The organism is Paenibacillus enshidis (assembly GCF_042136365.1).
GTDB lineage: Bacteria > Bacillota > Bacilli > Paenibacillales > Paenibacillaceae > Paenibacillus > Paenibacillus enshidis.
This window is the reverse complement of the sequence record NZ_JBHHMI010000037.1, coordinates 19,422-39,798: the sequence shown is the minus strand read 5'-3', so window position 1 is coordinate 39,798 and position 20,377 is coordinate 19,422. Positions and strand designations below refer to the sequence as shown.

At 49.8% G+C, this 20,377-nt stretch carries 22 protein-coding genes and 1 pseudogene; 8 read left to right on the top strand and 15 right to left on the bottom strand.

Translation table 11 applies throughout. The annotated features are described in order from the left end of the window. Window positions 1-950 (bottom strand): alpha-helical endospore appendage domain-containing protein (locus tag ACE41H_RS23425; protein WP_511055616.1); only part of this gene is annotated, 950 nt, incomplete at its 3' end. A 1,177-nt stretch (window positions 951-2,127) separates the two neighbouring features. Here ACE41H_RS23425 and ACE41H_RS23420 point away from each other — a divergent pair. Continuing rightward, window positions 2,128-2,280 carry a hypothetical protein gene (locus ACE41H_RS23420; protein WP_375357982.1) on the top strand — a complete coding sequence of 51 codons (153 nt, stop codon included), beginning with the start codon at window positions 2,128-2,130 and terminating at the stop codon, window positions 2,278-2,280. Next, the gene (locus tag ACE41H_RS23415; protein WP_375357980.1) at window positions 2,238-2,459 is read left to right on the top strand and encodes a helix-turn-helix domain-containing protein; all 222 of its coding nucleotides are present in this window, start codon (window positions 2,238-2,240) and stop codon (window positions 2,457-2,459) included. Before ACE41H_RS23420 ends, ACE41H_RS23415 begins: the two co-directional genes overlap by 43 nt. On the opposite strand, the gene ACE41H_RS23410 is transcribed toward ACE41H_RS23415, so the two are convergent. The 3 genes and pseudogenes from ACE41H_RS23410 to ACE41H_RS23400 all read right to left on the bottom strand — a co-directional run. Beyond that, on the bottom strand, window positions 2,426-2,557 hold the full coding sequence (locus tag ACE41H_RS23410; protein ID WP_375357979.1) for a hypothetical protein: 132 nt from the start codon (window positions 2,555-2,557) through the stop codon (window positions 2,426-2,428). The two genes, ACE41H_RS23415 and ACE41H_RS23410, sit on opposite strands and share 34 nt — an antisense overlap. Before the next feature lie 264 nt (window positions 2,558-2,821). Then, a complete protein-coding gene (locus ACE41H_RS23405; RefSeq protein WP_375357978.1) occupies window positions 2,822-3,991 on the bottom strand; it encodes a glycosyltransferase in 1,170 nt (389 codons plus the stop codon). Window positions 3,992-4,240: 249 nt separating this feature from the next. Beyond that, a pseudogene (locus ACE41H_RS23400) lies at window positions 4,241-4,454 on the bottom strand (IS701 family transposase); the annotation flags it as partial. 69 nt (window positions 4,455-4,523) lie between these two features. Here ACE41H_RS23400 and ACE41H_RS23395 point away from each other — a divergent pair. Together ACE41H_RS23395 and ACE41H_RS23390 are read left to right on the top strand one after the other, a co-directional pair. Continuing rightward, window positions 4,524-4,865 (top strand): nucleotidyltransferase domain-containing protein, encoded by a 342-nt coding sequence (locus ACE41H_RS23395; protein ID WP_375357976.1) that lies wholly within the window; start codon window positions 4,524-4,526, stop codon window positions 4,863-4,865. Further along, on the top strand, window positions 4,855-5,253 hold the full coding sequence (locus tag ACE41H_RS23390) for a HEPN domain-containing protein (protein WP_375357975.1): 399 nt from the start codon (window positions 4,855-4,857) through the stop codon (window positions 5,251-5,253). Before ACE41H_RS23395 ends, ACE41H_RS23390 begins: the two co-directional genes overlap by 11 nt. A 318-nt stretch (window positions 5,254-5,571) precedes the next feature. On the opposite strand, the gene ACE41H_RS23385 is transcribed toward ACE41H_RS23390, so the two are convergent. Together ACE41H_RS23385 and ACE41H_RS23380 are read right to left on the bottom strand one after the other, a co-directional pair. Beyond that, entirely contained in the window at window positions 5,572-6,678 is a 1,107-nt protein-coding gene (locus ACE41H_RS23385) for a glycosyltransferase (RefSeq protein WP_375357974.1), read from the bottom strand. A 522-nt stretch (window positions 6,679-7,200) separates the two neighbouring features. Then, complete coding sequence (locus tag ACE41H_RS23380) at window positions 7,201-7,677, bottom strand: hypothetical protein (RefSeq protein WP_375357973.1); 477 nt, start codon at window positions 7,675-7,677, stop codon at window positions 7,201-7,203. Between the two features lie 172 nt (window positions 7,678-7,849). Between ACE41H_RS23380 and ACE41H_RS23375 the strand changes: the two genes are divergently transcribed. Continuing rightward, a complete protein-coding gene (locus tag ACE41H_RS23375; protein ID WP_375357972.1) occupies window positions 7,850-8,233 on the top strand; it encodes a helix-turn-helix domain-containing protein in 384 nt (127 codons plus the stop codon). 389 nt (window positions 8,234-8,622) lie between these two features. Here ACE41H_RS23375 and ACE41H_RS23370 read toward each other — a convergent pair whose 3' ends face one another. The 8 genes from ACE41H_RS23370 to ACE41H_RS23335 form a co-directional block, all read right to left on the bottom strand. Next, the gene (locus ACE41H_RS23370) at window positions 8,623-9,738 is read right to left on the bottom strand and encodes a glycosyltransferase (protein WP_375357971.1); all 1,116 of its coding nucleotides are present in this window, start codon (window positions 9,736-9,738) and stop codon (window positions 8,623-8,625) included. A 437-nt stretch (window positions 9,739-10,175) separates the two neighbouring features. Then, window positions 10,176-12,008 carry an alpha-helical endospore appendage domain-containing protein gene (locus tag ACE41H_RS23365; RefSeq protein ID WP_375357970.1) on the bottom strand — a complete coding sequence of 611 codons (1,833 nt, stop codon included), beginning with the start codon at window positions 12,006-12,008 and terminating at the stop codon, window positions 10,176-10,178. Between the two features lie 195 nt (window positions 12,009-12,203). After that, the gene (locus ACE41H_RS23360; protein ID WP_375357969.1) at window positions 12,204-12,794 is read right to left on the bottom strand and encodes an acyltransferase; all 591 of its coding nucleotides are present in this window, start codon (window positions 12,792-12,794) and stop codon (window positions 12,204-12,206) included. 27 nt (window positions 12,795-12,821) lie between these two features. Next, the gene (locus ACE41H_RS23355; RefSeq protein ID WP_375357968.1) at window positions 12,822-13,694 is read right to left on the bottom strand and encodes a helix-turn-helix domain-containing protein; all 873 of its coding nucleotides are present in this window, start codon (window positions 13,692-13,694) and stop codon (window positions 12,822-12,824) included. A 57-nt stretch (window positions 13,695-13,751) separates the two neighbouring features. Next, entirely contained in the window at window positions 13,752-14,471 is a 720-nt protein-coding gene (locus tag ACE41H_RS23350) for a hypothetical protein (RefSeq protein ID WP_375357967.1), read from the bottom strand. Beyond that, the gene (locus ACE41H_RS23345; protein WP_375357966.1) at window positions 14,458-14,919 is read right to left on the bottom strand and encodes an alpha-helical endospore appendage domain-containing protein; all 462 of its coding nucleotides are present in this window, start codon (window positions 14,917-14,919) and stop codon (window positions 14,458-14,460) included. The genes ACE41H_RS23350 and ACE41H_RS23345 overlap by 14 nt, the downstream gene beginning before the upstream one ends. Before the next feature lie 15 nt (window positions 14,920-14,934). Then, window positions 14,935-16,179 carry a glycosyltransferase gene (locus ACE41H_RS23340; RefSeq protein ID WP_375357965.1) on the bottom strand — a complete coding sequence of 415 codons (1,245 nt, stop codon included), beginning with the start codon at window positions 16,177-16,179 and terminating at the stop codon, window positions 14,935-14,937. Between the two features lie 191 nt (window positions 16,180-16,370). Further along, the gene (locus tag ACE41H_RS23335; RefSeq protein ID WP_375357964.1) at window positions 16,371-17,360 is read right to left on the bottom strand and encodes an alpha-helical endospore appendage domain-containing protein; all 990 of its coding nucleotides are present in this window, start codon (window positions 17,358-17,360) and stop codon (window positions 16,371-16,373) included. A gap of 237 nt (window positions 17,361-17,597) precedes the next feature. On the opposite strand from ACE41H_RS23335, the gene ACE41H_RS23330 reads away from it, so the two are divergent. The 3 genes from ACE41H_RS23330 (at window position 17,598) to ACE41H_RS23320 (ending at window position 18,855) form a co-directional block, all read left to right on the top strand. Further along, window positions 17,598-17,966, top strand: a complete 369-nt coding sequence (locus ACE41H_RS23330) for an alpha-helical endospore appendage domain-containing protein (RefSeq protein ID WP_375357963.1) — start codon at window positions 17,598-17,600, stop codon at window positions 17,964-17,966. A 131-nt stretch (window positions 17,967-18,097) separates the two neighbouring features. Next, on the top strand, window positions 18,098-18,403 hold the full coding sequence (locus ACE41H_RS23325; protein WP_375357962.1) for an alpha-helical endospore appendage domain-containing protein: 306 nt from the start codon (window positions 18,098-18,100) through the stop codon (window positions 18,401-18,403). A gap of 77 nt (window positions 18,404-18,480) precedes the next feature. Next, a complete protein-coding gene (locus ACE41H_RS23320; RefSeq protein WP_375357961.1) occupies window positions 18,481-18,855 on the top strand; it encodes an alpha-helical endospore appendage domain-containing protein in 375 nt (124 codons plus the stop codon). 403 nt (window positions 18,856-19,258) lie between these two features. Here ACE41H_RS23320 and ACE41H_RS23315 read toward each other — a convergent pair whose 3' ends face one another. Beyond that, a complete protein-coding gene (locus ACE41H_RS23315) occupies window positions 19,259-20,377 on the bottom strand; it encodes a glycosyltransferase (protein WP_375357960.1) in 1,119 nt (372 codons plus the stop codon).

Genomic DNA, 20,377 nt, shown 5'->3' with positions numbered 1-20,377 from the left:
AGACCCGTGACTCCTGTCAAACCAGTCAGACCCGTGACTCCTGTCAAACCAGTCAGACCCGTGACTCCTGTCAAACCAGTCAGACCCGTGACTCCTGTCAAACCGGTCAGGCCCGTGACTCCTGTCAAACCGGTCAGGCCCGTGACTCCTGTCAAGCCCGTCAGACCCGTTGCTCCCGTCAAACCAGTCAGTCCTGTTGCTCCGGTTAAACCGGTCAGACCTGTTGCTCCGGTTACTCCGATTCCCGTAGCTCCGGTGGCTCCTGTTGCTCCTGGGTCTCCGGTTGCTCCCGTGGCCCCGCTTGCTCCCGTTGCTCCGCTAGCTCCTGTCGCTCCGCTTGCCCCTGTTGCTCCGCTAGCTCCTGTTGCTCCACTAGCTCCCGTGGCTCCACTAGCTCCTGTTGCTCCGCTAGCCCCTGTCGCTCCTGTTGCTCCGCCCGCTCCGGTTGCCCCGGTTGGACCTGTTACTCCGACTCCCGTGGCTCCTGTTGCTCCTGGGTCTCCGGTTGCTCCGGTGGGACCTGTTACTCCTATTCCGGTGGCTCCGGTGGCACCTGCCGCTCCGGCTGCTCCTGTCGCTCCTGTGGCACCTGTTGGTCCCACTGGTCCTCCCGATGGACCGGTTGGTCCGGTAGCCCCCGTTGGACCCACAAGATTGGTTGCATTCAAGGCCAGTTCCAGTTTGTTGTTCAGCACCCATTCCTTATTCGCAACTTCCCGCAGAGTTTGCCGGATGCTATCATTAACATTCAGCAAATCACTGATCGTCGCTATCGGGGCTGTTACCCCCGGCAAAGTACCTAATACAAACTGCAATTTCTCCCCTTCAGCATTCAGGATATGGCTAAGCCCCAGTTCCTCCATCGCTATGGATGATATAATTAAGGATATGGCATCATCTCTACTTACCGTGATGGTAGGCGTTATGTTTGGCAGATTCGATTGAGACAAATTTTTTCTCTCCCTTCAGTTTTGATAATGCAATATATTCACCCCCCGCGCTGTAGTGTAATGGCATTCATCTATTTTCAACGACACTATAGCAAAATGTGCGATACACTATCCTTCCATTATGTATTCGAGTAATCTATCTGTGCTTCAACATGCGATGGTATGGATTAGGATCGTGGAAATTCAAAAAAGCCGGCCTCATGAAGGATCACCATGAGATTATATGAAGAACATTCGTTCTATGGTATGATAAAGTTGTGTTTTAGGGATGAATTTAAGGAGGGCAGGCGCATGCAATCTCTGAATGAACTCTTGGCAAAAAGTGAGGACCGTCGCAGGTTTTTCATGAGAGACTCCGTTATTCCATCTGAGCCAGACACACGGCCGAGGGATGAAGAAAAACGTGATGCTGTATATGAGTTGTTTCTCGAAACCCCCTGAGGAGTGGGTGAACAAATGGAAATCGCTGTACGAGACGAACTGAAGGCACAGAGAACCTCCTATTATTGTTGGTGGTCTTGTTGTGGCCACGTATAATTCTGGTCAATATGCTACAGAAGATATAGACCTGCTAAGTAGTTATGATGATTTTCCGTATAAGGTATTGGAAGGTTTGTTTATGTAGAATTTCCTTCTGGAGAGTTTTACGGTATCAGGTAGAAGAAACTGGTTTGTATGTTTGTGTCATGTGTGTCGAAGATATCATCTTGGACAGACTTGATTCTTACGTTGCTACGAACGATGGTAAATCCAAAGAGTGGGTATTGAAGCTTTTATCTGGTATGTATCCTTATATTGACTGGTCATACATTCATAAATCTGCGCATCAACGTGGAACTTTAAAGGAGCTTGAGAAGATGCAAAGGTTAGTGAAGAGGTATGAGGGTGTGTATGAGAAGATGATTGAGGAAACTAGTGCAAATAGGCAGCGTATGGATTTGTTTTAAAAAAGATACCGCGAGCAATGAGACTGTCATGAAACTGGCCAAAGAATGCATGGAAAAATTAATGTATGTAAGATTAACTGTTGATCAAATTGTTGAAATTCATGACATGGAGCTTAAACTACGTAATTACGTCGAAAATAAAGCCTCGGAAGTATCGTCCGGGCTTATTTGTGCTATAATTTGGATTGGACTTTGAACAGTAAAGGGATGAAGCAAAGAGGAGAAATGATATGTCGAAGCAGCCGGGACAAGACTTTGAGGATTTTATGAAGGAAGCTCGCCAAGACCCTGAAATTTCAGCTTACTGGGATAGCTTTTCTGTCGCTGTTGGAAATGGGTTTTGGCAAGGAGAACCCCCTTGGGATGGACGCAGCGTAAGTTAGCTGAACAAACTGGCACAACGCAAGCACGTATTTCTCAAATTGAGGCCGGGTTTGAGGGGAAAATAAAAGCCTCGGAGATTTCATCTCGCTCGGCCCTCCATTTATCTGCTATTTACTTTTGCTTCGAGATCAAACAGCTTGACTTTCAGCTCAGTGCCGCCCATTCGATCTTGCTGTGAACGCCATCGAACTGTTTGTCGAATCGCTCGAACCCTTCTTTCATTTCCTCGCGCATAGCTCGAATTTCTTCGAGAATCGCTTTTGTTTGCTCATCCATCGTTCATCGTCCTCTCTGTGTATGTTTTGCTTAACCTTCCCTCGAGATATCTGCATAAGGTTTCTCCGATTTCTGGGCGGGTCACCCAACATTGCCACCACCTCTGGTTCACCGCATTCCGGGATGGACTTTGCCTGCAGGTCCTTCGGATTCCCCCACGTGAAAATTTCGAGAAATTATTTTTTAGAGATGCTATTTTGGAGGAAGCGCAAAACCCACCGTTAAAGGTTGAGGGCCTCGGTGGGTGTATCCTGCGGTCGAACGCTAGATTCCATGATCCTGAATAGATCGGCGGTTCTTGGAATTGATCCTCGGATCGTCGAACGATAGACTCGTCATAGCAGATTCCCGGACCCGGATCCTCGGATCGCTGACCATTACACTCCCGAAGGTAAAATACACGTCCGCGTCCCTTGGATTTCCAACGTGTTCGTACAGCTTGCCGAGATCCAGGCATGTCAAAAAAGTACCGTGTCCCGCGATGCTTGGATATCCCTCCTCGGCCGGTCCCATGCTCAGCGCTTTCCGTAATACATCTATGGCCTCGCCGGTTTCCCCCAGAGAACTAAAACCGATGGCTCTTAGATGATACAAGTCCGTGAACCCGGGGAATTGTGAAATACTTGCCATGCTGTCCTGGATCAAATCGTGATAACGGCCCAGCTCAACCAATGCCGTCAGCCTGTATTTATGTGCACTGGACACAAGCGGCACGGGTAAGTCAGCCGACTTATTCAAGAATGTATCAAAGCTCTCTACAGCCCCCGCAAAATCTTTACTTCTGAACAACTCCACACCCAAATTATAAGAATAAGTAGGAATATCCGGATGCTCCGATATCGCTTGCTGGAGCAGCGCTACATTTCGTTGAATTTTACCTTGACGGACCACATTTTGCGACAAATACCCGTAATGATGGATATGAATATCCACCTGTCCGAGCTGCAGATGGGGGTTGGATTTCAGCATATTCGGCAGAATCTGTTCGTGAACCCTCTCTTCAAAGCGGTATTGCGGCCGATTCCGAACCATCCGGTGCAGTAATACAGACTCCACACCGCCCCCATCAACGTAATTGTAAAACACAAACTGAATACCCTCGATCCGCTGCTCGCGGATGGCATCGCGGGTCAGCAGCTCCTTGAGCTTGTCGGCTTCGTTCACATCCATCTCTTCATCGGCATCCAGCCAGAGAATCCAGTCCCCTGTCGCTTCCTCGAAGCTCCGATTACGGGCGTCCGCAAAGCTGTCCTGCCACGGCATCTGAATCACCTTGGCTCCAAAGGCCTTCGCAATCGCAACGGTATCATCCGTTGATCCAGTGTCCACAATGATGATCTCATCCACAATTCTCTGCACGCTGCTAAGGCATTTCGGAAGATATTTTTCCTCATTCCTGACGATCATGCATAACGAGATGCTCGGTTTATCCATAACCCACCTCTTTACTAAAGTCCGGATAATTCCACCATGCAGGATTACGTTATGTGTTCTCTCAGTATCTGTCATTCCATTGTATTCTGTGATGGCCCGCCTCAGACCAACATAGGGTCAAAAATCCCCCGCCAAACAGCGACTTTTCAGCACCGTTGTTTCCGTTTTGCTAACTGTAAGGTTAAAACACGTAATTACGTCATAAATAAAAGCCTCGGAAGTTTCATCCATGCGAAGATCGGCTTTTTGCATGCCTTCGGCCAGAAGATGGCGAGCGCGTCCGGTAGCAATCGCTGTATTCCACCATGTCCACCACTTTGCCGCGATATCCTTTCGCTGTCACGGCCGCCATATACGTTTCAATATGCGGCAGCGCCGACTTGGAAAAATACAACGGCAGCCGATGCTGCAACAAATAGTTGCGAATGGTGGCATGATCGGGTACGATGGCGGTATGAGACATCTGGAAGTGGATTTGCTCATTTACAGTTATGAAATTGACTCACTAGTGGATATTAAAGGAGGGTGAGGAATGGCTTCTCCTAAGCTCGATATGTCTAAGATAGACCCCAGGGATTTTGAATTAGCTCTCAAGGTGGTTAAGGCTGCCAAGACAATTGCTGGAGATAAATTAATAAAAGTTATTTGGTTTGGTTCTCGAGTTAAAGGCACAGCAAGAGATGATAGTGATTTTGACTTTGTAGTTATTGGGAATTTCGAGGAAAGACCTCCTGTACTCTATAGCTCTCTAAGACGCGAAATAGGAATTTACAATATTCCTATAGATTGTATTCCAACTACTCCAGAAAATTTTGAGAAATTATTTTTTAGAGATGCTATTTTGGAGGAGGGGATTCCATTATATGAGCGATAAGGATTCTTGGATCTCGAAGGCGGAAGATGACTATCGTGCTGCTATTTTGTTGAAGGATTCTAGTCTTTGGGATGTATCGTGTTACCATTTTCAACAGGCTGCCGAAAAATATTTGAAAAGTATTTTAGTTTTTAGAGGAGTGCAAATCCCTCGAACACATGATCTTCTTAGATTATGGAGTGACATTGTCTCAGAAGAGACTGCAGAGGATTCTGTGCGGCAAGCTTGTGAAAATCTTACCTTCTTTGCTGTGGCCGCTAGGTATCCCGGATATGATGCTACGAAGGAAGATGCGCATAATTGTCTCAGAGATTCTACATTGATTCAGAGTTTCGTCTTGGGTCTATTACAAAATTCAGGACTAGGAGATATAAATAGCTTTGACTAGGCAGGAGGCCTTCGCCCACTTTGATGTTACTGCCTGTGGTTGCCTGTCAGCTACGAGGCGACCTGGCTCTTACCTCGACCGGACTCGCACCGACTAGTTGTGCCTGGCTTGCTAGGCGCGCTCAAAAATAAAAGCCTCGGAAGTTTTTTTCGGGCTTATTTGTGCTATAGTTAGCCGATATTGAAACACTAAAAGGCCACAGGTGGCCTGATGATTTCGCTGCAATCCCTAAACATTCGGAGATGCTCTAAAGTCGGTAATTGTATTGCCGACATTCAATGCCGCCAGTGTAGAACAGATGTCCGCGTTCGCCCCCCTTCAAAGTGATTGTTGGCGGTTCTTGGAATTGATCCTCGGATCGCTGACCATTACACTCCCGAAGGTAAAATACACGTCCGCGTCCCTTGGATTTCCAACGTGTTCGTACAGCTTACCGAGATCCAGGCATGTCAAAAAAGTACCGTGTCCCGCGATGCTCGGATATCCCTCCTCGGCCGGTCCCATGCTCAGCGCTTTCCGTAATACATCTATGGCCTCGCCGGTTTCCCCCAGAGAACTAAAACCGATGGCTCTTAGATGATACAAGTCCGTGAACCCGGGGAATTGTGAAATACTTCCCATGCTGTCCTGGATCAAATCGTGATAACGGCCCAGCTCAACCAATGCCGTCAGCCTGTATTTGTGTGCACTGGCCACAAGCGGCACCGGTAAGTCAGCCGACTTGTTCAAAAAAACATCAAAGCTCTCCAGAGCCCCCGCAAAATCCTTACTTCTGAACAACTCCACACCCAAATTATAAGAATACGTCGGAATATCCGGATGCTCCGATATCGTTTGCTGGAGCAGCGCCACATTTCGTTGGATTTTACCTTGACGGACCACATTTTGCGACAAATACCCATAATGATGGATATGAATATCCACCTGTCCGAGCTGCAGACCAGGGTTAAATGTCAGCATACTGGGCAGAATCTGTTCGTGAATCCTCTCTTCAAAGCGGTATTGCGGCCGATTCCGCACCATCCGGTGCAGAAGGACGGACTCCACACCGCCCCCATCAACGTAATTGTAAAACACAAACTGAATACCCTCGATCCGCTGCTCGCGGATGGCATCGCGGGTCAGCAGCTCCTTGAGCTTGTCGGCTTCGTTCACATCCATCTCTTCATCGGCATCCAGCCAGAGAATCCAGTCCCCTGTCGCTTCCTCGAAGCTCCGATTGCGGGCGTCCGCGAAGCTGTCCTGCCACGGCATCTGAATCACCTTGGCTCCAAAAGCCTTCGCAATCGCAACCGTATCATCCGTTGATCCAGTGTCCACAATGATGATCTCATCCACAATTCGCTGGACACTGCTAAGGCATTTCGGAAGATATTTTTCCTCATTCCTGACGATCATGCATAACGAGATGCTAGGCTTATCCATAACTCACCTCTTTACTAAAGTCCGGATCATTCCACCATGCAGGATTACGCTATGTGTTCTCTCAGTATCTGTCATTCCATTGTATTCTGTGATAGCCCGCCTCAGACCAACATAGGGTCAAAAATCCCCCGCCAAACAGCGGCTGTTCAGCACCGTTGTTTCCGTTTTGCTAACTGTAAGGTTAAAACACGTAATTACGTCATAAATAAAAGCCTCGGAAGCTTTTTCGATGGATCAGAAGAAGACGTAACAAGCGCAAAACCCACCGCTAAAAGGTTGGAGGCCTTCGGTGGGTTTTGCTTGCTCTTAGCAACAGATGCGCGCCGTGAGGCACACCTCGTTGTCCTGGGGGAGGGTGGCGCCTCCCTTATTTCTATTGTTATGTTACCACATGCAAATTATACAAGCAATGTGGTTTGCCGATATTGAAGCATTACAACTGTTGCTGCTGTCCGATGGCGTAATCCCGCTATATACCGAATATAATTTTGAGAATCGTTGTATTTATGTAAGTAAACTTTTTCAGAAAATGGATTGATAAAGCCCTGACGGGTCATCTGTAATCCTGGTTGACAAAAGATACAGGATCTCATCGGTTCTTCTTAACAAGCGGTTTACGTTTTTTTTCTTCATTTTTGAGATCTTTTCTATTTCCATATGCGTAACCAAATATTGCACAGTCCCGATAAAAATGACCACATCCAGCGCGGGAGAACTTTCGGTATGCAGCAGATGCAGAAGCTCGGCCATAGAAAAAGATCTTTCTGGAAAAGGTTTGTTGTTGTTCTTGATGTATAGGGCATGAAGCATAGAGGTAAGAGCCCGCTCGCAGAAGATCAGACTGGGTGGAGATTGGTTATGATTATTGAAAATCATGGCAAGTTGGATATGGTATTGGGATAACTTATGAAAGCGGTCTATGAGTGTTACATGACAATCTTCGAGTGTTCCATACTTTGCAGCCTCCGTACTGTGCTCCATTATGGAGTGAAAATCCATGATCAGCACTCCTCCTTTTTTATCCGCTTATCAAATGATTGTATAGATAAAGTACATGGAGGTCAAGTATAAATAATACTTTTAAGTACAGTTATTTCAACTTTCGGTTTGCGTATGATAATCTGTATTGAGCCATCTTCCTCTTCTAACCTTATACATGGAGGGGATGATTATGAGTTTGCCAGAGCGTGTGGGAAATCGAATACGTGAACTTAGAAAGGCAAAAGGCTGGACTCAGGAACAACTGGCAGAAGCTGCAGGGCTTCATTACAGTTACATGGGTGGGGTTGAACGAGGAGATCGAAACATCTCATTGGAAACGTTGGAGAAAATAGCTACGGGTTTAAACGTTCCAGCGGTTGAAATGTTTAAGTTCGAGGAAGACACCGAGTATCGCAGGGCTATGGATGAACATATGACTTTGATGACTACACTTGAGGCAAAAGACATACGCGCCCTGACAAGAGCGAGTAAAGAAATCATTGAACATTTTATCATCGCCAAAACAAGCGAACTCTCCGAAGCCAAGGCCCAATCGCTCAAATCCAACCCATAAGGACGGCTTTGTATGGTAGCTGCTCGTGGTGTGTTCGCAGTAAATCATGGTCATGGAAAAAGCCGGTTTCTCCTGCGTTAAGGATGAACCGGCTTAAGATTTGAGGCAATAGATCTCCTGACGATCATGCATAACGAGATGCTCAGTTTATCCATAACCCACCTCTTTACTAAAGTCCGGATCATTCCACCATGCAGGATTACGCTATGTGTTCTCTCAGTATCTGTCATTCCATTGTATTCTGTGATGGCCCGCCTCAGACCAACATAGGGTCAAAAATCCCCCGCAAAATGCGGCTTTTCAGCACCGTTGTTCCATTTCGCTAACTGTAGGGTTAAATACGTAATTACGTCAAAAAAGCCTCGGAAGCTTTTCCGGGCTCATTTGTGCTATACGCTCACAACATCCGACAACTCTTTGAAGGTCATGCCCGTATTAACGGACATGAGACTCGTCAGCGTGTAATACAGGTCTGCGTCTTTTGAATTTCCGACGGATGTGTACAACTGGCCGAGCTCCCGGCACGTTAGATATGTCCCGTGTCCCGCTATGCTCGGATATCCCTCCTCGGCCGGACCGATGCTTAACGCTTGCCGCAATGCATCCACGGCCTTGTCAGTTTCCCACAGAGCATTGAAGCCAACCGCTCTTAGATGATACAAATCCGTGAATCCGGGAAAACAGGCAATACTTTCCTCGCAATGCCGGATCAGGTCATGGTAACGCTTCATATCTGCCAGGATAATGAGCCTGTATTTATGCGCACTGGCCAATATCGCCTTTCCAATGTTAGCCGCCGCCCTATTCAAAAATACATTAAAATGGTAGAGAGCTGCCTCCAGATCATTAATTCTGTATAGCTCAATGCCCAAATAATAAAAATAATGCAGATATTCCGGATACTCCGCCATAGATTGCTGAAGCAGTGTTATATTGCGGCGGACTTTATCCTGATCAACTACATTTTGGGTCAGATAACCATAATGATGAACATGAATATCCACCTGTCCGAACTGCAGACGAGGATCGAATTTCAGCATATTGGGCAGAATCTGTTCGTGAATCCTCGCTTCAAAGCGGTATTGCGGCCGGTTCCGCACCATCCGGTGTAAATAATTGTACTCCAGGCTGCCTCCTTCAAGGTGGTTGCAGAACACAAATTGAATGCCCTCGATCCGCTGCTCGCGAACCGCATCCCGGGTCAGCAGTTCCTTGAGTTTGTCTGCTTCATCTACATCCATCTCTTCATCGGCATCCAGCCAGAGAATCCAGTCCCCTGTCGCTTCTTCGAAGCTCCGGTTGCGGGCGTCCGCAAAGCTGTCCTGCCACGGCATCTGGATGACCTTGGCTCCAAAAGCCTTCGCAATCGCAACGGTTTCATCCGTTGATCCGGTATCCACAATGATGATCTCATCCACAATTCTCTGGACACTGCTGAGGCATTTCGGAAGATATTTTTCCTCATTCTTGACGATCATGCATAACGATATGCTCGGTTTATCCATAACCCACCTCTTACGGCATAATTTCTTTAAAGCAGCTCCTGAAATCTGATCCTGGCTTCGTCGACCTTAGGCTCCCCAGCATATAGTACAAATCAGAGTCCTGCGAATTTCCAGTAAGTTGGTACCACATCCTAAGATCCTGACACGTTAAAAAGTATCCGTTCATGAATGTCTTATGTGCAATCTCAGGTTATCTATCATTCCATTGTATTCTGTTATGCCCCGTCTCAGACCAAGATAGGATTCATAGTATAACCCACAGTTCTCCGGAGTACTCTACCATTAGGAAATTAAAAGATGCACCAATATAATTTCTTGCGATTTAATCCCCTTAAAAACCCCTCTTCAGAAATTGAACAAACGTCTGAAGAGGGGCTTCGATAGCCGCTTATGGGTATACCTCTTATTACCCACTAGGTAACGGATACGATTTCGGATTAAGCAAGCTTAACAACACTTACGGCAGGAGTGTTGTAGGTTGAAGTAAGTCCGATGGTATTTATTAACGTTAAACTGCTTACTGCAGTTGTATTAATTATCGCGGTCCCACTAAGAGCCTGGAAATTTGGAACAGTCGCGAATCCAACTGCCTGTGAGCCAGGAATAGCAACTCCATTCAACGCTAATGCTGCAGAAGCGCCACCGGCACCCGCAGCAGCGGCATTCACTTTGTACTGAATAGAATACGTTTGGTTAGCTGCTAGGGTAATGGTGTCGGATCCATTAGCATGCGTTATTGCCGTTCCATTCACCGTCACATTATTCCCCAAGTTTATTGGGGCATTCGGGGCTATTACTTGGTTTGGCCCTGTGAAGGCTGTGTATAAATTATTCGCCGTCACGGTCGGGCCAGTGGGGCCGGTAACACCGGTGACACCGGTTGCTCCTGTCAAGCCCGTCAGACCCGTTACTCCCGTCAATCCGGTCAGACCCGTTACTCCTGTCAAGCCCGTCAGACCCGTTACTCCCGTTACTCCCGTCAAACCCGTCAGACCCGTTACTCCCGTCAAACCAGTCAGACCCGTTACTCCTGTCAGACCAGTCAGACCTGTTACTCCTGTCAAACCAGTCAGACCCGTGGCTCCCGTCAAACCAGTCAATCCTGTTGCTCCCGTCAAACCAGTCAGACCCGTGGCTCCGGTTACTCCGACTCCCGTGGCACCTGTCGCTCCTGGGTCCCCGGTTGCTCCGGTCGCCCCGGTGGCTCCTGCCGCTCCAGATGCTCCGGTCGCCCCTGTAGCTCCTGCTGCTCCAGATGCTCCGGTCGCCCCGGTGGCTCCTGCTGCTCCAGATGCTCCGGTCGCCCCGGTGGCTCCTGCCGCTCCAGATGCTCCGGTCGCCCCGGTGGCTCCTGCCGCTCCAGATGCTCCGGTCGCCCCTGTGGCTCCTGCCGCTCCAGATGCTCCGGTCGCCCCTGTGGCTCCTGCCGCTCCAGATGCTCCGGTCGCCCCTGTAGCTCCTGCTGCTCCAGATGCTCCGGTCGCCCCTGTGGCTCCTGCCGCTCCAGATGCTCCTGTTGGTCCTGTTACTCCGACTCCCGTGGCGCCTGTCGCTCCTGTTGGTCCTGGGTCTCCGGTGGCTCCGGTTGGACCCGTTACTCCTATTCCTGTCGCTCCTGTGGCACCTGCCGCTCCGGCTGCTCCTGTCGCTCCCGTGGCACCTGCCGCTCCGGCTGCCCCTGTCGCTCCTGTGGCTCCTGCCGCTCCGGCTGCTCCTGTCGCTCCCGTGGCACCTGCAGCTCCTGCTGCTCCTGTCGCCCCTGTGGCACCTGCCGCTCCGGCTGCTCCTGTCGCTCCCGTGGCACCTGCCGCTCCGGCTGCTCCGGCTGCTCCCGTTGGGCCGGTTGGACCTACTCCAGCCGGACCCGTTGGGCCGGTTGGTCCTGGCGCCCCTGGCACTCCCGCTCCCGTTGCTCCGGTTGGGCCGGTTGGTCCTACCCCAAATGGACCCGTTGGGCCGGTTGGACCCACAAGATTGGTTGCACTCAAGGCCAGTTCCAGTTTGTTATTCAGTACCCATTCCTTATTCGCAACTTCCCGCAGTGTCGCCCGGATGCTTTCATTGACATTCAGCAAATCACTGATCGTTGCTATCGGATGTGTTACCCCCGGCAAAGTACCTAATACAAACTGCAGCTTCTCCCCTTCAGCATTCAGGATATGGCTAAGTCCCAGCTCCTCCATCGCTATGGATGAGATAATTAAGGATATGGCATCATCTCTAGTCACCGTAATGGTAGGTGTTATGTTTGGCAAATTAGATTGAGACAAACATGTTCTCTCCCTTCAAGTTTTGATAATGCAATCTATGCGTACTGCAACCCATGGGTGCTTGACCCTACATTTATGGGCGCATGGCATACAAAAAGAGGGTTTCTCCCATATAGCTGAAGAAACCCTCCATTTATCCATCCCTATTCCCATTGCACACAGCGCAATCCATCCAGAGCTTGCTGATCATAAAGCTCATCCCTGCGGGGGCTCGTTCCGCCGCTGCTCCAGCAGCTGTGCAGCCTCAGCCTCGTTGCCGACGGCGACCCAATCATGGAGCAGTGGCATGTAAACTTTGACGACCCTGGCCGGATTGCCTGACACTTCACAATAATCGGGAATATCGTGAAGCACTACACTGTCCGGTCTGATGATACAACCTCTGCCGATACGCAGATTGCCTCCCACCACAACTCCACTCTCCATGAGTGTGCCTTCTCCGATAATGAGTTCGCCTGCCGACCGCCTTGTATAACCCACCTGGAACGGACCGCCGTTCGCCTCAAACGGAATTTTATCCGTAAGATACACGTTAGCACCCACGAATACCTTACGTTCCAGTGTAATGGAATTGGCAGCGTCAATAGTCAGGCCGGTGCTGATTCTGCAGCCGTCCCCGATGGAGAGAGACTCACCTGCTCCTGAGCCGGGCCGTGCGGTTAGCCAATAAGGAGCCTGAATCTGCACCTGACGGCCAATCACAATGTAGTCCTCTCCTTGCACAATGCCACCGGGCTGCACAGAAGAGCCTTCACCAATCCGCTTGAACGTCGGTTGCAAGCTCATGCCACGATCCCCCTCTACACATCTTTTCTAGACTTCTTCATTGTGATGTTCTTCACTGTGACTTCCATCGGACGGATTCAGATTCGGTGTATAAGAAGGCAAAAAGATGAGTGTCAAGCGCGGATTTTTGCGCAGATAAGGCTGGAAGTCGTTCACATACTGCAACCGGTTATAACTCATAACCGTAAACAATGATCCTTCAGGGTGAGCACGCAAGGCATCTTTCAGACAACGAATGCCATCCAGAAAGCTTAATTTCCCTTGATCCTGGTCCATGAACAGATTCCAGCTGCCCGACTCTTCGAGAAACCAGCCATGCTGCAAGAGATAATAAGGGAGCACCAAAGATTGGTCTTCGTAAATGAGGCGGCTGTTATGCGCATTTTTCATCATTTTCTTGAGCGCCGGATAGGTCACCCTCGTATAACGTATACCCGTGATCGGATCGGCGGCCACCAGCGTATAATTCGCTTTCGTAAAATGGAAGCCCAAACGCAGCAGCAGCTTGCTGATGCCCCGTTTACTAAAGGACTGGCCATACTCTCTCATCACCCATTGCCTGATCAGATTGATGCCCCATGAATAATGCCCGCCCAGTCCCTCGTCAACCGGACGCCGGTGTGCCAGCACATCCTTCAGCCTGGCCTCTTGCGCAGGGTCAAGCTTGCGGGAAAGCATGTCATAATAGGCCTCATTGAGCCCTTCGATGCCGTCTCGCCGATAAATGTCGATATAGCTCTTGATCGTCTGTCTTGTTCGTCCTAGCTTCCTGGCGATAGAGGTTAAACTCTCACCTTCAAGATGAAATTTTACAGCCTCATAACGCTCGTAAAGCCGCTGATGATCTGTTTCCCTCATCGCTTCGATCAATGCTTTCAATTCAGTATCCTGTCGATTCATGTTTTCACCAACCTCCCGCCGCATAAGTGACCTGTCCCTTGGTTGGGTACTGTCTTCTTACTTACTGGAGATTCGGAGATTTGGAGAACATTTAATCTCGTTGTTTCCCACAGTTGCTCTCACTTCATCAGGCAGCGCATTGGTGTCCGGAGAAGACAAGGCCATCCGCTGTGAAGGGAACTTGTTCTTGCCGGTCTTGGCATAAATCTTGACACCCTTCGCGTTGACCTGGGCAGGCAGCCTGGATGATGCCTTCTTCGGTCTGAGCGGCTTGCTGCCCTTGTGGCTGGCCGGGTCGGCGGCTGACTCGCTGTAGGCTGGAAAGAACAAATGGGGCGCCGGCCGGCTTCCCGGCATCTGCACCGATTCAGATCCGGCGGCGGTCCATTTGACCATAGCGCCGGAGTTGGTGTTGACCGGCGGGGCAGCTGCATCATCAGGCGGCCCGCCTGCAGGCACCTGGAGCTCATGTGCCGAATCATCAGGCGGCCCGGCCGGAGCCGGACTGGGTGCCGAGTCAAACGTCACACCTGTAATCTGGTTAATCAGATCTTCAAGCTGCTCCATTTTATGGTTGGTGAAGATGTCTGTATTGGCGAATTCAAGCATTTCCGCGGCGGCGACGGATAGATGGCTTACCGTCTGAAGGAAGCCGTCCGGCCAGTCTGTACAGCTTCCCTCCAGGTCCTTGATGCTATCCAGCGTCTGCCGGGACGCATCCTGAATCGTTTCGTTCTCAAATTCCTCCACTGGATGCCATTTCTCAAAACTCCCCATCGCCATCCCCCTCATTCAGAATACGCCGGCTCATCTCCATCATGCGTATCAACAGCTTCTGCTTCTCCACAAGGGCTTCCACCACACGGGCTGTGGAATTCTGAAAATCATTGATGTTCTGGTTGGTCGGCATGGTAGGAAAATTTCCGGCGGGTCCCGTAAAGGCCTTGATCTTGTTCGCTTCCGCCTGGATGAGATAAGACATGGAGGTCTGCTCCATGGCTATAGAGGTCAGAATGTCCTTCATTACCTCCCGGCTGGAGCGATTCTTGCCGCTTTTTATTTTCTCACCGATATACCTGAGCTGATGCTCCATATCTCCGGAATTGCTTCTGCTCTGGCCGGTGTTGAACAGCTTCATTTCCTCTTGCGCAATGCTGCTCATAAGCTCTTCCGCCTCATTTTCCCTCATGGTGTTCATCGACAACTCCGGATCGTGTTTGGTCATAAATTTCAACTCCCATCAGGTAACTCTACCCAAACTCTTCATCCCCCCGGTGTCATGGAGGTACGTATCAAGCAATGACTGCAGTTCCTCCCGTTCCATGGGCAGTTCATGATCCCAGAAATATGTAAGCTCATGAAGAACGGCATCCTCTCCCAGACGGCGGATCAACGCCTCCAGCGACGGTTTGAAGGTGCTTAAGTAGGACAGAGATTCAATAAACGCCCTGATGGAGTCATCATCCTCCCCCAATTTCTCCAGACACAAGCCCTTGTAGTAAGCAGCCTGATAGCTGCCCGTTCCCTTGCGGACCAGGTACTTGCCGGGTGGCGTTTCCCCCAGCTCCAGGCAGCGGCTGAAATGGTGCAGCGCTTCCTCATACATTCTCTTCTTATAATGAACAATCCCGGAATAAAACTGGAGGTCAACATAATCGGGATACATGCGGAGCGCCAGCTTCAGGCCATGATCGATCTCATCAGAGATGACCTCGTCCAGCACAACCGAGTATTTTAATTTGTAGATGATATAAGGCGGAAGCTGTTTCTCGTCCAGATAGTGCTGAATGGCGGTGTTCAGATGCTTGAAGCCGGGACGGTACATCTGCAGCCGGTAATATTCACATGCCAGGTGGTACGCATACCATTGGCCATTGCCGCCGGCCGTCAAGGGCTGTCTGTTCAGATAGTCCAGCTCGCGCAGCACGTTCGACTTGTTTTGGAGCGGGTTCTTTTCTAATCTGTAGTCATGAATTTTCACCGGGAAAATGCCGACCCGTTCCGGCTCCTTCGATGTGCCCTTCAATTGATTATAATTCAGCAGCTCCTGGTATTCGGTGAAATGCTGAAACCGGAAATGACTGCGGAACAATCGCGGGACCGCCATATCGAGGATACGTGTGCGCCCGTTGGCTGTGAAGCCATATTGCAGCACGTTCAGGAATATCAGATCACACTGCTCCTGATACAACAGATCCCGTACCCGGTAACGGTCGTTCTGGTCCAGCTGTTCATCTTCATGCATCCATAGCACCCATTCTCCCGTCACCTGCTCCAGCGCAAAATTGCCAGCCTCCGGATAACCTCCTTCTTCATAAAAATCAAACACCTTGGCTCCATAGGACTGTCCCAGCTTCGAAATGCGGTCCGTGGGCTTCATGTTCACAATAATGATCTCGTCGACCAGCCCCTGCGTGCTGTCCAGACAGCGTTTGAGCTGCGCATCGCTTCCCGTGGCGATCATACAAAGCGACAATTGCTTCATTCTCGTTCACTCCCCGTATCCGAAACCCGAAATGAGTATTCTTCTGACACATACATATGCCGTAGGGAAGAGAGATATAACCGAAAATAGACTATCGGGGAATCCCCAATAGTCTGCTTTCGGTATCCGATGGTATGCCACTCACGGCTGTTGTTGTTCTGCGTGGACTAGCTTCTTCATATACATCAATCTCAGCTATCAATCATTCCGAAGATAGAGATATGGCCTGCTGTGTTTCCCGCGAACGAACTCTGCAGATAACGCTCTGAATCGGAGCGGTTCGAGATGCTGATCCGGTCGCCCGGGTTCAGGTAACCGACTCTGTTAGAGGCGATGGTACCGGAGCTCGCAAATGTCGACGATCCGCTGTAAGGCTGGTCGTTGATCAGCAGCGAGAACAGCGATGGTACAGGCTGATCCGGCGCCAGCGAGACCACCCATTCGATCATGTACAAGCCCGGGTCCTGGATGATAATCTCATCACCATTATAGTACATACCCGAGACATCGCTTCCTGTCGGCAGGTTCAGATCCACTTTGCCGTGGCGTGGAACGCACTGATTGCAGACACAACAATTGCAGTGGCATTTTCTGCAGCGGTGTTTCTTGCAGTCGCATTTACCTGGAGGGCCTTGCGGACCTTTCGGGCCTTGTGGTCCTTTCGGGCCTGTCGGACCTTGCGGGCCTTGTGGGCCTGTCGGACCTGTCGGACCTGGTGTGCCACCACCCGGGCCTGTCGGACCTTGCGGGCCTATCGGGCCTTGTGGGCCTTGTGGGCCTGTCGGACCTGGTGTGCCGCCGCCCGGACCTGTCGGGCCTATCGGACCGGTTGGTCCTGCAGGACCTGCAGGGCCTGTAGCACCCGTTGCGCCAGCAGCGGCTTTCACGAACTTCTTCAATGAATCCAGCTTGTTCTGCAGCACCATTTCCGTCTTGACCACTTCGCCCAGCGTCTCGCGGACATTACAGTTCAGCGCTGTAATCTCAGCCAGGTTCGGCGGCGGTTTGAGGCCGCCTCCCGACAGCGTACCCAGAGCAAACTTTATCTTCTCCGCTTCGGCATTAATGATATGGCTCAGCCCCAGCTCCTGCATGGCGATGGATGATAAGACAAGATTGATAGCTTCGTCTCTGGTAAGGGTAATGGCAGGAGTAATATTAGGTATGTTTGCCTGCGACATTTTACACATCCTCTCTTGCTATTGTCTCTTAATCCGGTGGGTTTGGGATTAAGTTATATGATAGTGTATGTGCATTAGCGGAAATGGTTATTGTCGGACATCCATATTTAACCTGTCCCGCAAAATTATTTCGAAACAGGAGTTATAGTACAAGTCGAACGGCTTATATACTAAACCATCGATAACAGGTTTGCCTACTCTTGCTGCAGTTGAATTTTCAGGAAAGGAGGGATTACCTTGTCACAGCCATCAATTCCTAATATTACTCCATTGATCACGGTCACAAAAAAAGAAACGATCTCACTTCTGTTAGGTTCTATAGCGATGAATGAATTATCCATGTCCCATATCATTAACGCGGAGGCAGAGAAAATGCAGGCCTTTGTTCAGCATGCCGAACGGTCCATGTCGATCAAAACAAAGGACTATATTCAATTTAATAATGCAGTATCCAAGTTTATGGAAGAAATAATAATGGAACATTGGCTGAGCCTCAATAAGCTGGACCGGGTTATACAGCTTGTTGATGAGCATTTCCAGGAAGGGGTTTTTGACAACTGCACGGAGGAAGGCAAGGAAATTAACGTGGAGTACTATGATGAATAAGCTTTACTCTGTAAGGAGGTGAGGCAATTGAGTATAGCTGCAGCCACAACATAACGAACGGCCAGCGAACATACCTCAAGAAATTGCCAATGACACAGTTTTAAATTCCAGCTACGTCAAGGAGGGATAGCATGTCTTTACCTAATGTTCCGAATATTACCCCTACGATCACGGTGAGCACCAACGAAGCGATCAACCTGCTGCTCACCTCCATAGCGATGGAAGAAATCAGCATAAGTCACATCATTAATTCCGAGGCCGAAAGAATTCAGCTTGTCCTCGGCACCCTGCATGAATCGGGTACCCCCGCCTCGATTGAGGAAATCCTGGAGGTCAACAGAGATGTGCGTCAGACCCTGTCTGATGTCGTTCGCAGTGAGCTGCTGCTGCATATTAAACTGGTGACCGTCCTGAACGCCAAGAATCCAGTTAATTAACAGCTTGTAACACTTAGAATATCATTCTCCAATTACTTACTTAAATTTTTCTGTACGCTTAAAGGAGGAAATTACTCATGTCCTTACCCAATGTCCCGAATATCACCCCTGTGATCACGGTTAACTTCAGCGAAGCCATCAACGTGCTGCTTGTCTCCATTGCGATGGAGGAAATCAGCCTCAGCCACATCATTAATGCCGAAGCTGAAAGAATCCAGTTTGTTCTCGGCACCCTGCATGAATCAGGAGCGCATGGATCGATTGATGACATCATCAAGGTCAACAAGGATGTGCGCCAGACGCTGACAGAGGTCGTTCGCAAGGAACTGCTGCTGCAGATGAAGCTGGAGGCCGTGCTGAATAGCACCCCCCCTGCCTTGCACGTTGCCTCAACTCAACCACCTTACTCGCCTGACCAGCCTGGCTCATCATCCTACCCTACTTACCGTTAATCGTCCTGCCCAGACGATTCCATTCACATCATCATGTATTTATGCGATTGCCACCGACAAGGTCGATGGCAATCGTTTTTTTCTGTAAATGAACTCAACTTTCGCAGAGCCCAAATCCACCGAATCATCCGTGCTTGACAGTCAAGCCGATAACCGATCGTGGCGAGGCATGTGCACTCTCTGTCCGCTGGCCTTGCACGATTATCCCGTTGGATCAGGTACAAAAAAACAGGCCCCCCCAACCCTCAACTTCCGCATTCTGAGCAAAAGGGATAATCGTGCAAAGCTGTATGAAAAGGCACCAGACAACTAGAAGATTTGAAAAAATGTTCAGCGTGGCAGGCGCGTCGTGGGCGCCTCACGCTGAACCTTTATTTATGCATGAATCTTTGTCTTGTTCACTCTATGTTGTCTCAAGCTCCGGCGTGCCTTCTCCCCTGACAAAACGCGAACCCAATACGTTCATAAAATATTTACGGTTATAGAGCATGCTCGGATGCTGCGGGCTGAAGGCCAGCGCCTTCTCGTTATGCTCGCTGGCCAGCTCTTGCTGTCCCAGTTTGTCATAACACAAGCACATCTGCAGATGCGGATACCAGGTGGTGATCATTCTGCTGGTCATCGCCATCGAAGTCCCGGATGGATTATCCATTTGGACTGCCTGCTTATACCAGTAGATGGCCACCTGATGATGGCCCAATGTCAGAAAGATATCGCCCATATTGGAGCAATACTCCGGTCTCGGCGCGTCATACCATAACGATCGGCTCATGGCGGCGACTGCTTCTTGATACTGCTCCATTTTATTGTAGCAGTCCCCCATTTTAAAGCAGGCCTGTATATTATCCTCTATCCAGCCTTGACCCGTGTCCAGGAATCTGTTGTAGTAGTCGATCGCTTCCTCATACCGTCCGTTGTCACGCAGCTCGTTGCCATAGTAATACAGATCACGCGGCGTGAACTGCTCCCCTCTTCGTTCCCGGGCCTGATAAATTTTCAGGTTGCGGTCCGTATACGGCTTATTCTTGGAATGAGCCACCGCCACATCGCTATCGATCATGGGGCCATGCGTACTCAGGAACTCATGCACCGGCCCCTCCCACTGGAAATTGCAGGATCTGCGCACCAGCCGGAATCTGCGCAGGCTGAACGTCACATTGCCTGAGGCGTCGAAGCCCAGGTTGTACGGCATGGTCACCCGGTCAATGTCCGGAGTGAGGGTGCGCTTCAGCTCCTTTAATCTTGCCACGTTGGTCTCGTCTATCACATCGTCGGCATCCAGCCACATGATGAACTCCTTTGTGGCCTTGCTGAAGGAATAATTGCGGGCGGCGGCGAAATCGTCGATCCACTTGAAATCATAGACCTGCTGCGCATATTTCGCAGCGATTTCTTTCGTGCGGTCGGTCGATCCGGTGTCCACGATCACATACTCGTCCACTACACCCTTGAGGGCGGAGAGACAGCGGTCCAGCCCTTCTTCTTCATTTTTCACAATCATACACAAGCTAATGGTAATCAT

Coding starts and splice junctions, on each gene's coding strand:
- ACE41H_RS23375 (WP_375357972.1), top strand. CDS start 7,850: ATGAGTTTGCCAGAGCGTGTGGGAAATCGAATACGTGAACTTAGAAAG.
- ACE41H_RS23350 (WP_375357967.1), bottom strand. CDS start 14,471: ATGGGGAGTTTTGAGAAATGGCATCCAGTGGAGGAATTTGAGAACGAA.
- ACE41H_RS23370 (WP_375357971.1), bottom strand. CDS start 9,738: ATGGATAAACCGAGCATATCGTTATGCATGATCGTCAAGAATGAGGAA.
- ACE41H_RS23340 (WP_375357965.1), bottom strand. CDS start 16,179: ATGAAGCAATTGTCGCTTTGTATGATCGCCACGGGAAGCGATGCGCAG.
- ACE41H_RS23380 (WP_375357973.1), bottom strand. CDS start 7,677: ATGGATTTTCACTCCATAATGGAGCACAGTACGGAGGCTGCAAAGTAT.
- ACE41H_RS23420 (WP_375357982.1), top strand. CDS start 2,128: ATGTCGAAGCAGCCGGGACAAGACTTTGAGGATTTTATGAAGGAAGCT.
- ACE41H_RS23345 (WP_375357966.1), bottom strand. CDS start 14,919: ATGACCAAACACGATCCGGAGTTGTCGATGAACACCATGAGGGAAAAT.
- ACE41H_RS23335 (WP_375357964.1), bottom strand. CDS start 17,360: ATGTCGCAGGCAAACATACCTAATATTACTCCTGCCATTACCCTTACC.
- ACE41H_RS23410 (WP_375357979.1), bottom strand. CDS start 2,557: ATGGATGAGCAAACAAAAGCGATTCTCGAAGAAATTCGAGCTATGCGC.
- ACE41H_RS23360 (WP_375357969.1), bottom strand. CDS start 12,794: ATGAGCTTGCAACCGACGTTCAAGCGGATTGGTGAAGGCTCTTCTGTG.
- ACE41H_RS23395 (WP_375357976.1), top strand. CDS start 4,524: ATGGCTTCTCCTAAGCTCGATATGTCTAAGATAGACCCCAGGGATTTT.
- ACE41H_RS23405 (WP_375357978.1), bottom strand. CDS start 3,991: ATGGATAAACCGAGCATCTCGTTATGCATGATCGTCAGGAATGAGGAA.
- ACE41H_RS23315 (WP_375357960.1), bottom strand. CDS start 20,377: ATGATTACCATTAGCTTGTGTATGATTGTGAAAAATGAAGAAGAAGGG.
- ACE41H_RS23325 (WP_375357962.1), top strand. CDS start 18,098: ATGTCTTTACCTAATGTTCCGAATATTACCCCTACGATCACGGTGAGC.
- ACE41H_RS23385 (WP_375357974.1), bottom strand. CDS start 6,678: ATGGATAAGCCTAGCATCTCGTTATGCATGATCGTCAGGAATGAGGAA.
- ACE41H_RS23390 (WP_375357975.1), top strand. CDS start 4,855: ATGAGCGATAAGGATTCTTGGATCTCGAAGGCGGAAGATGACTATCGT.
- ACE41H_RS23320 (WP_375357961.1), top strand. CDS start 18,481: ATGTCCTTACCCAATGTCCCGAATATCACCCCTGTGATCACGGTTAAC.
- ACE41H_RS23355 (WP_375357968.1), bottom strand. CDS start 13,694: ATGAATCGACAGGATACTGAATTGAAAGCATTGATCGAAGCGATGAGG.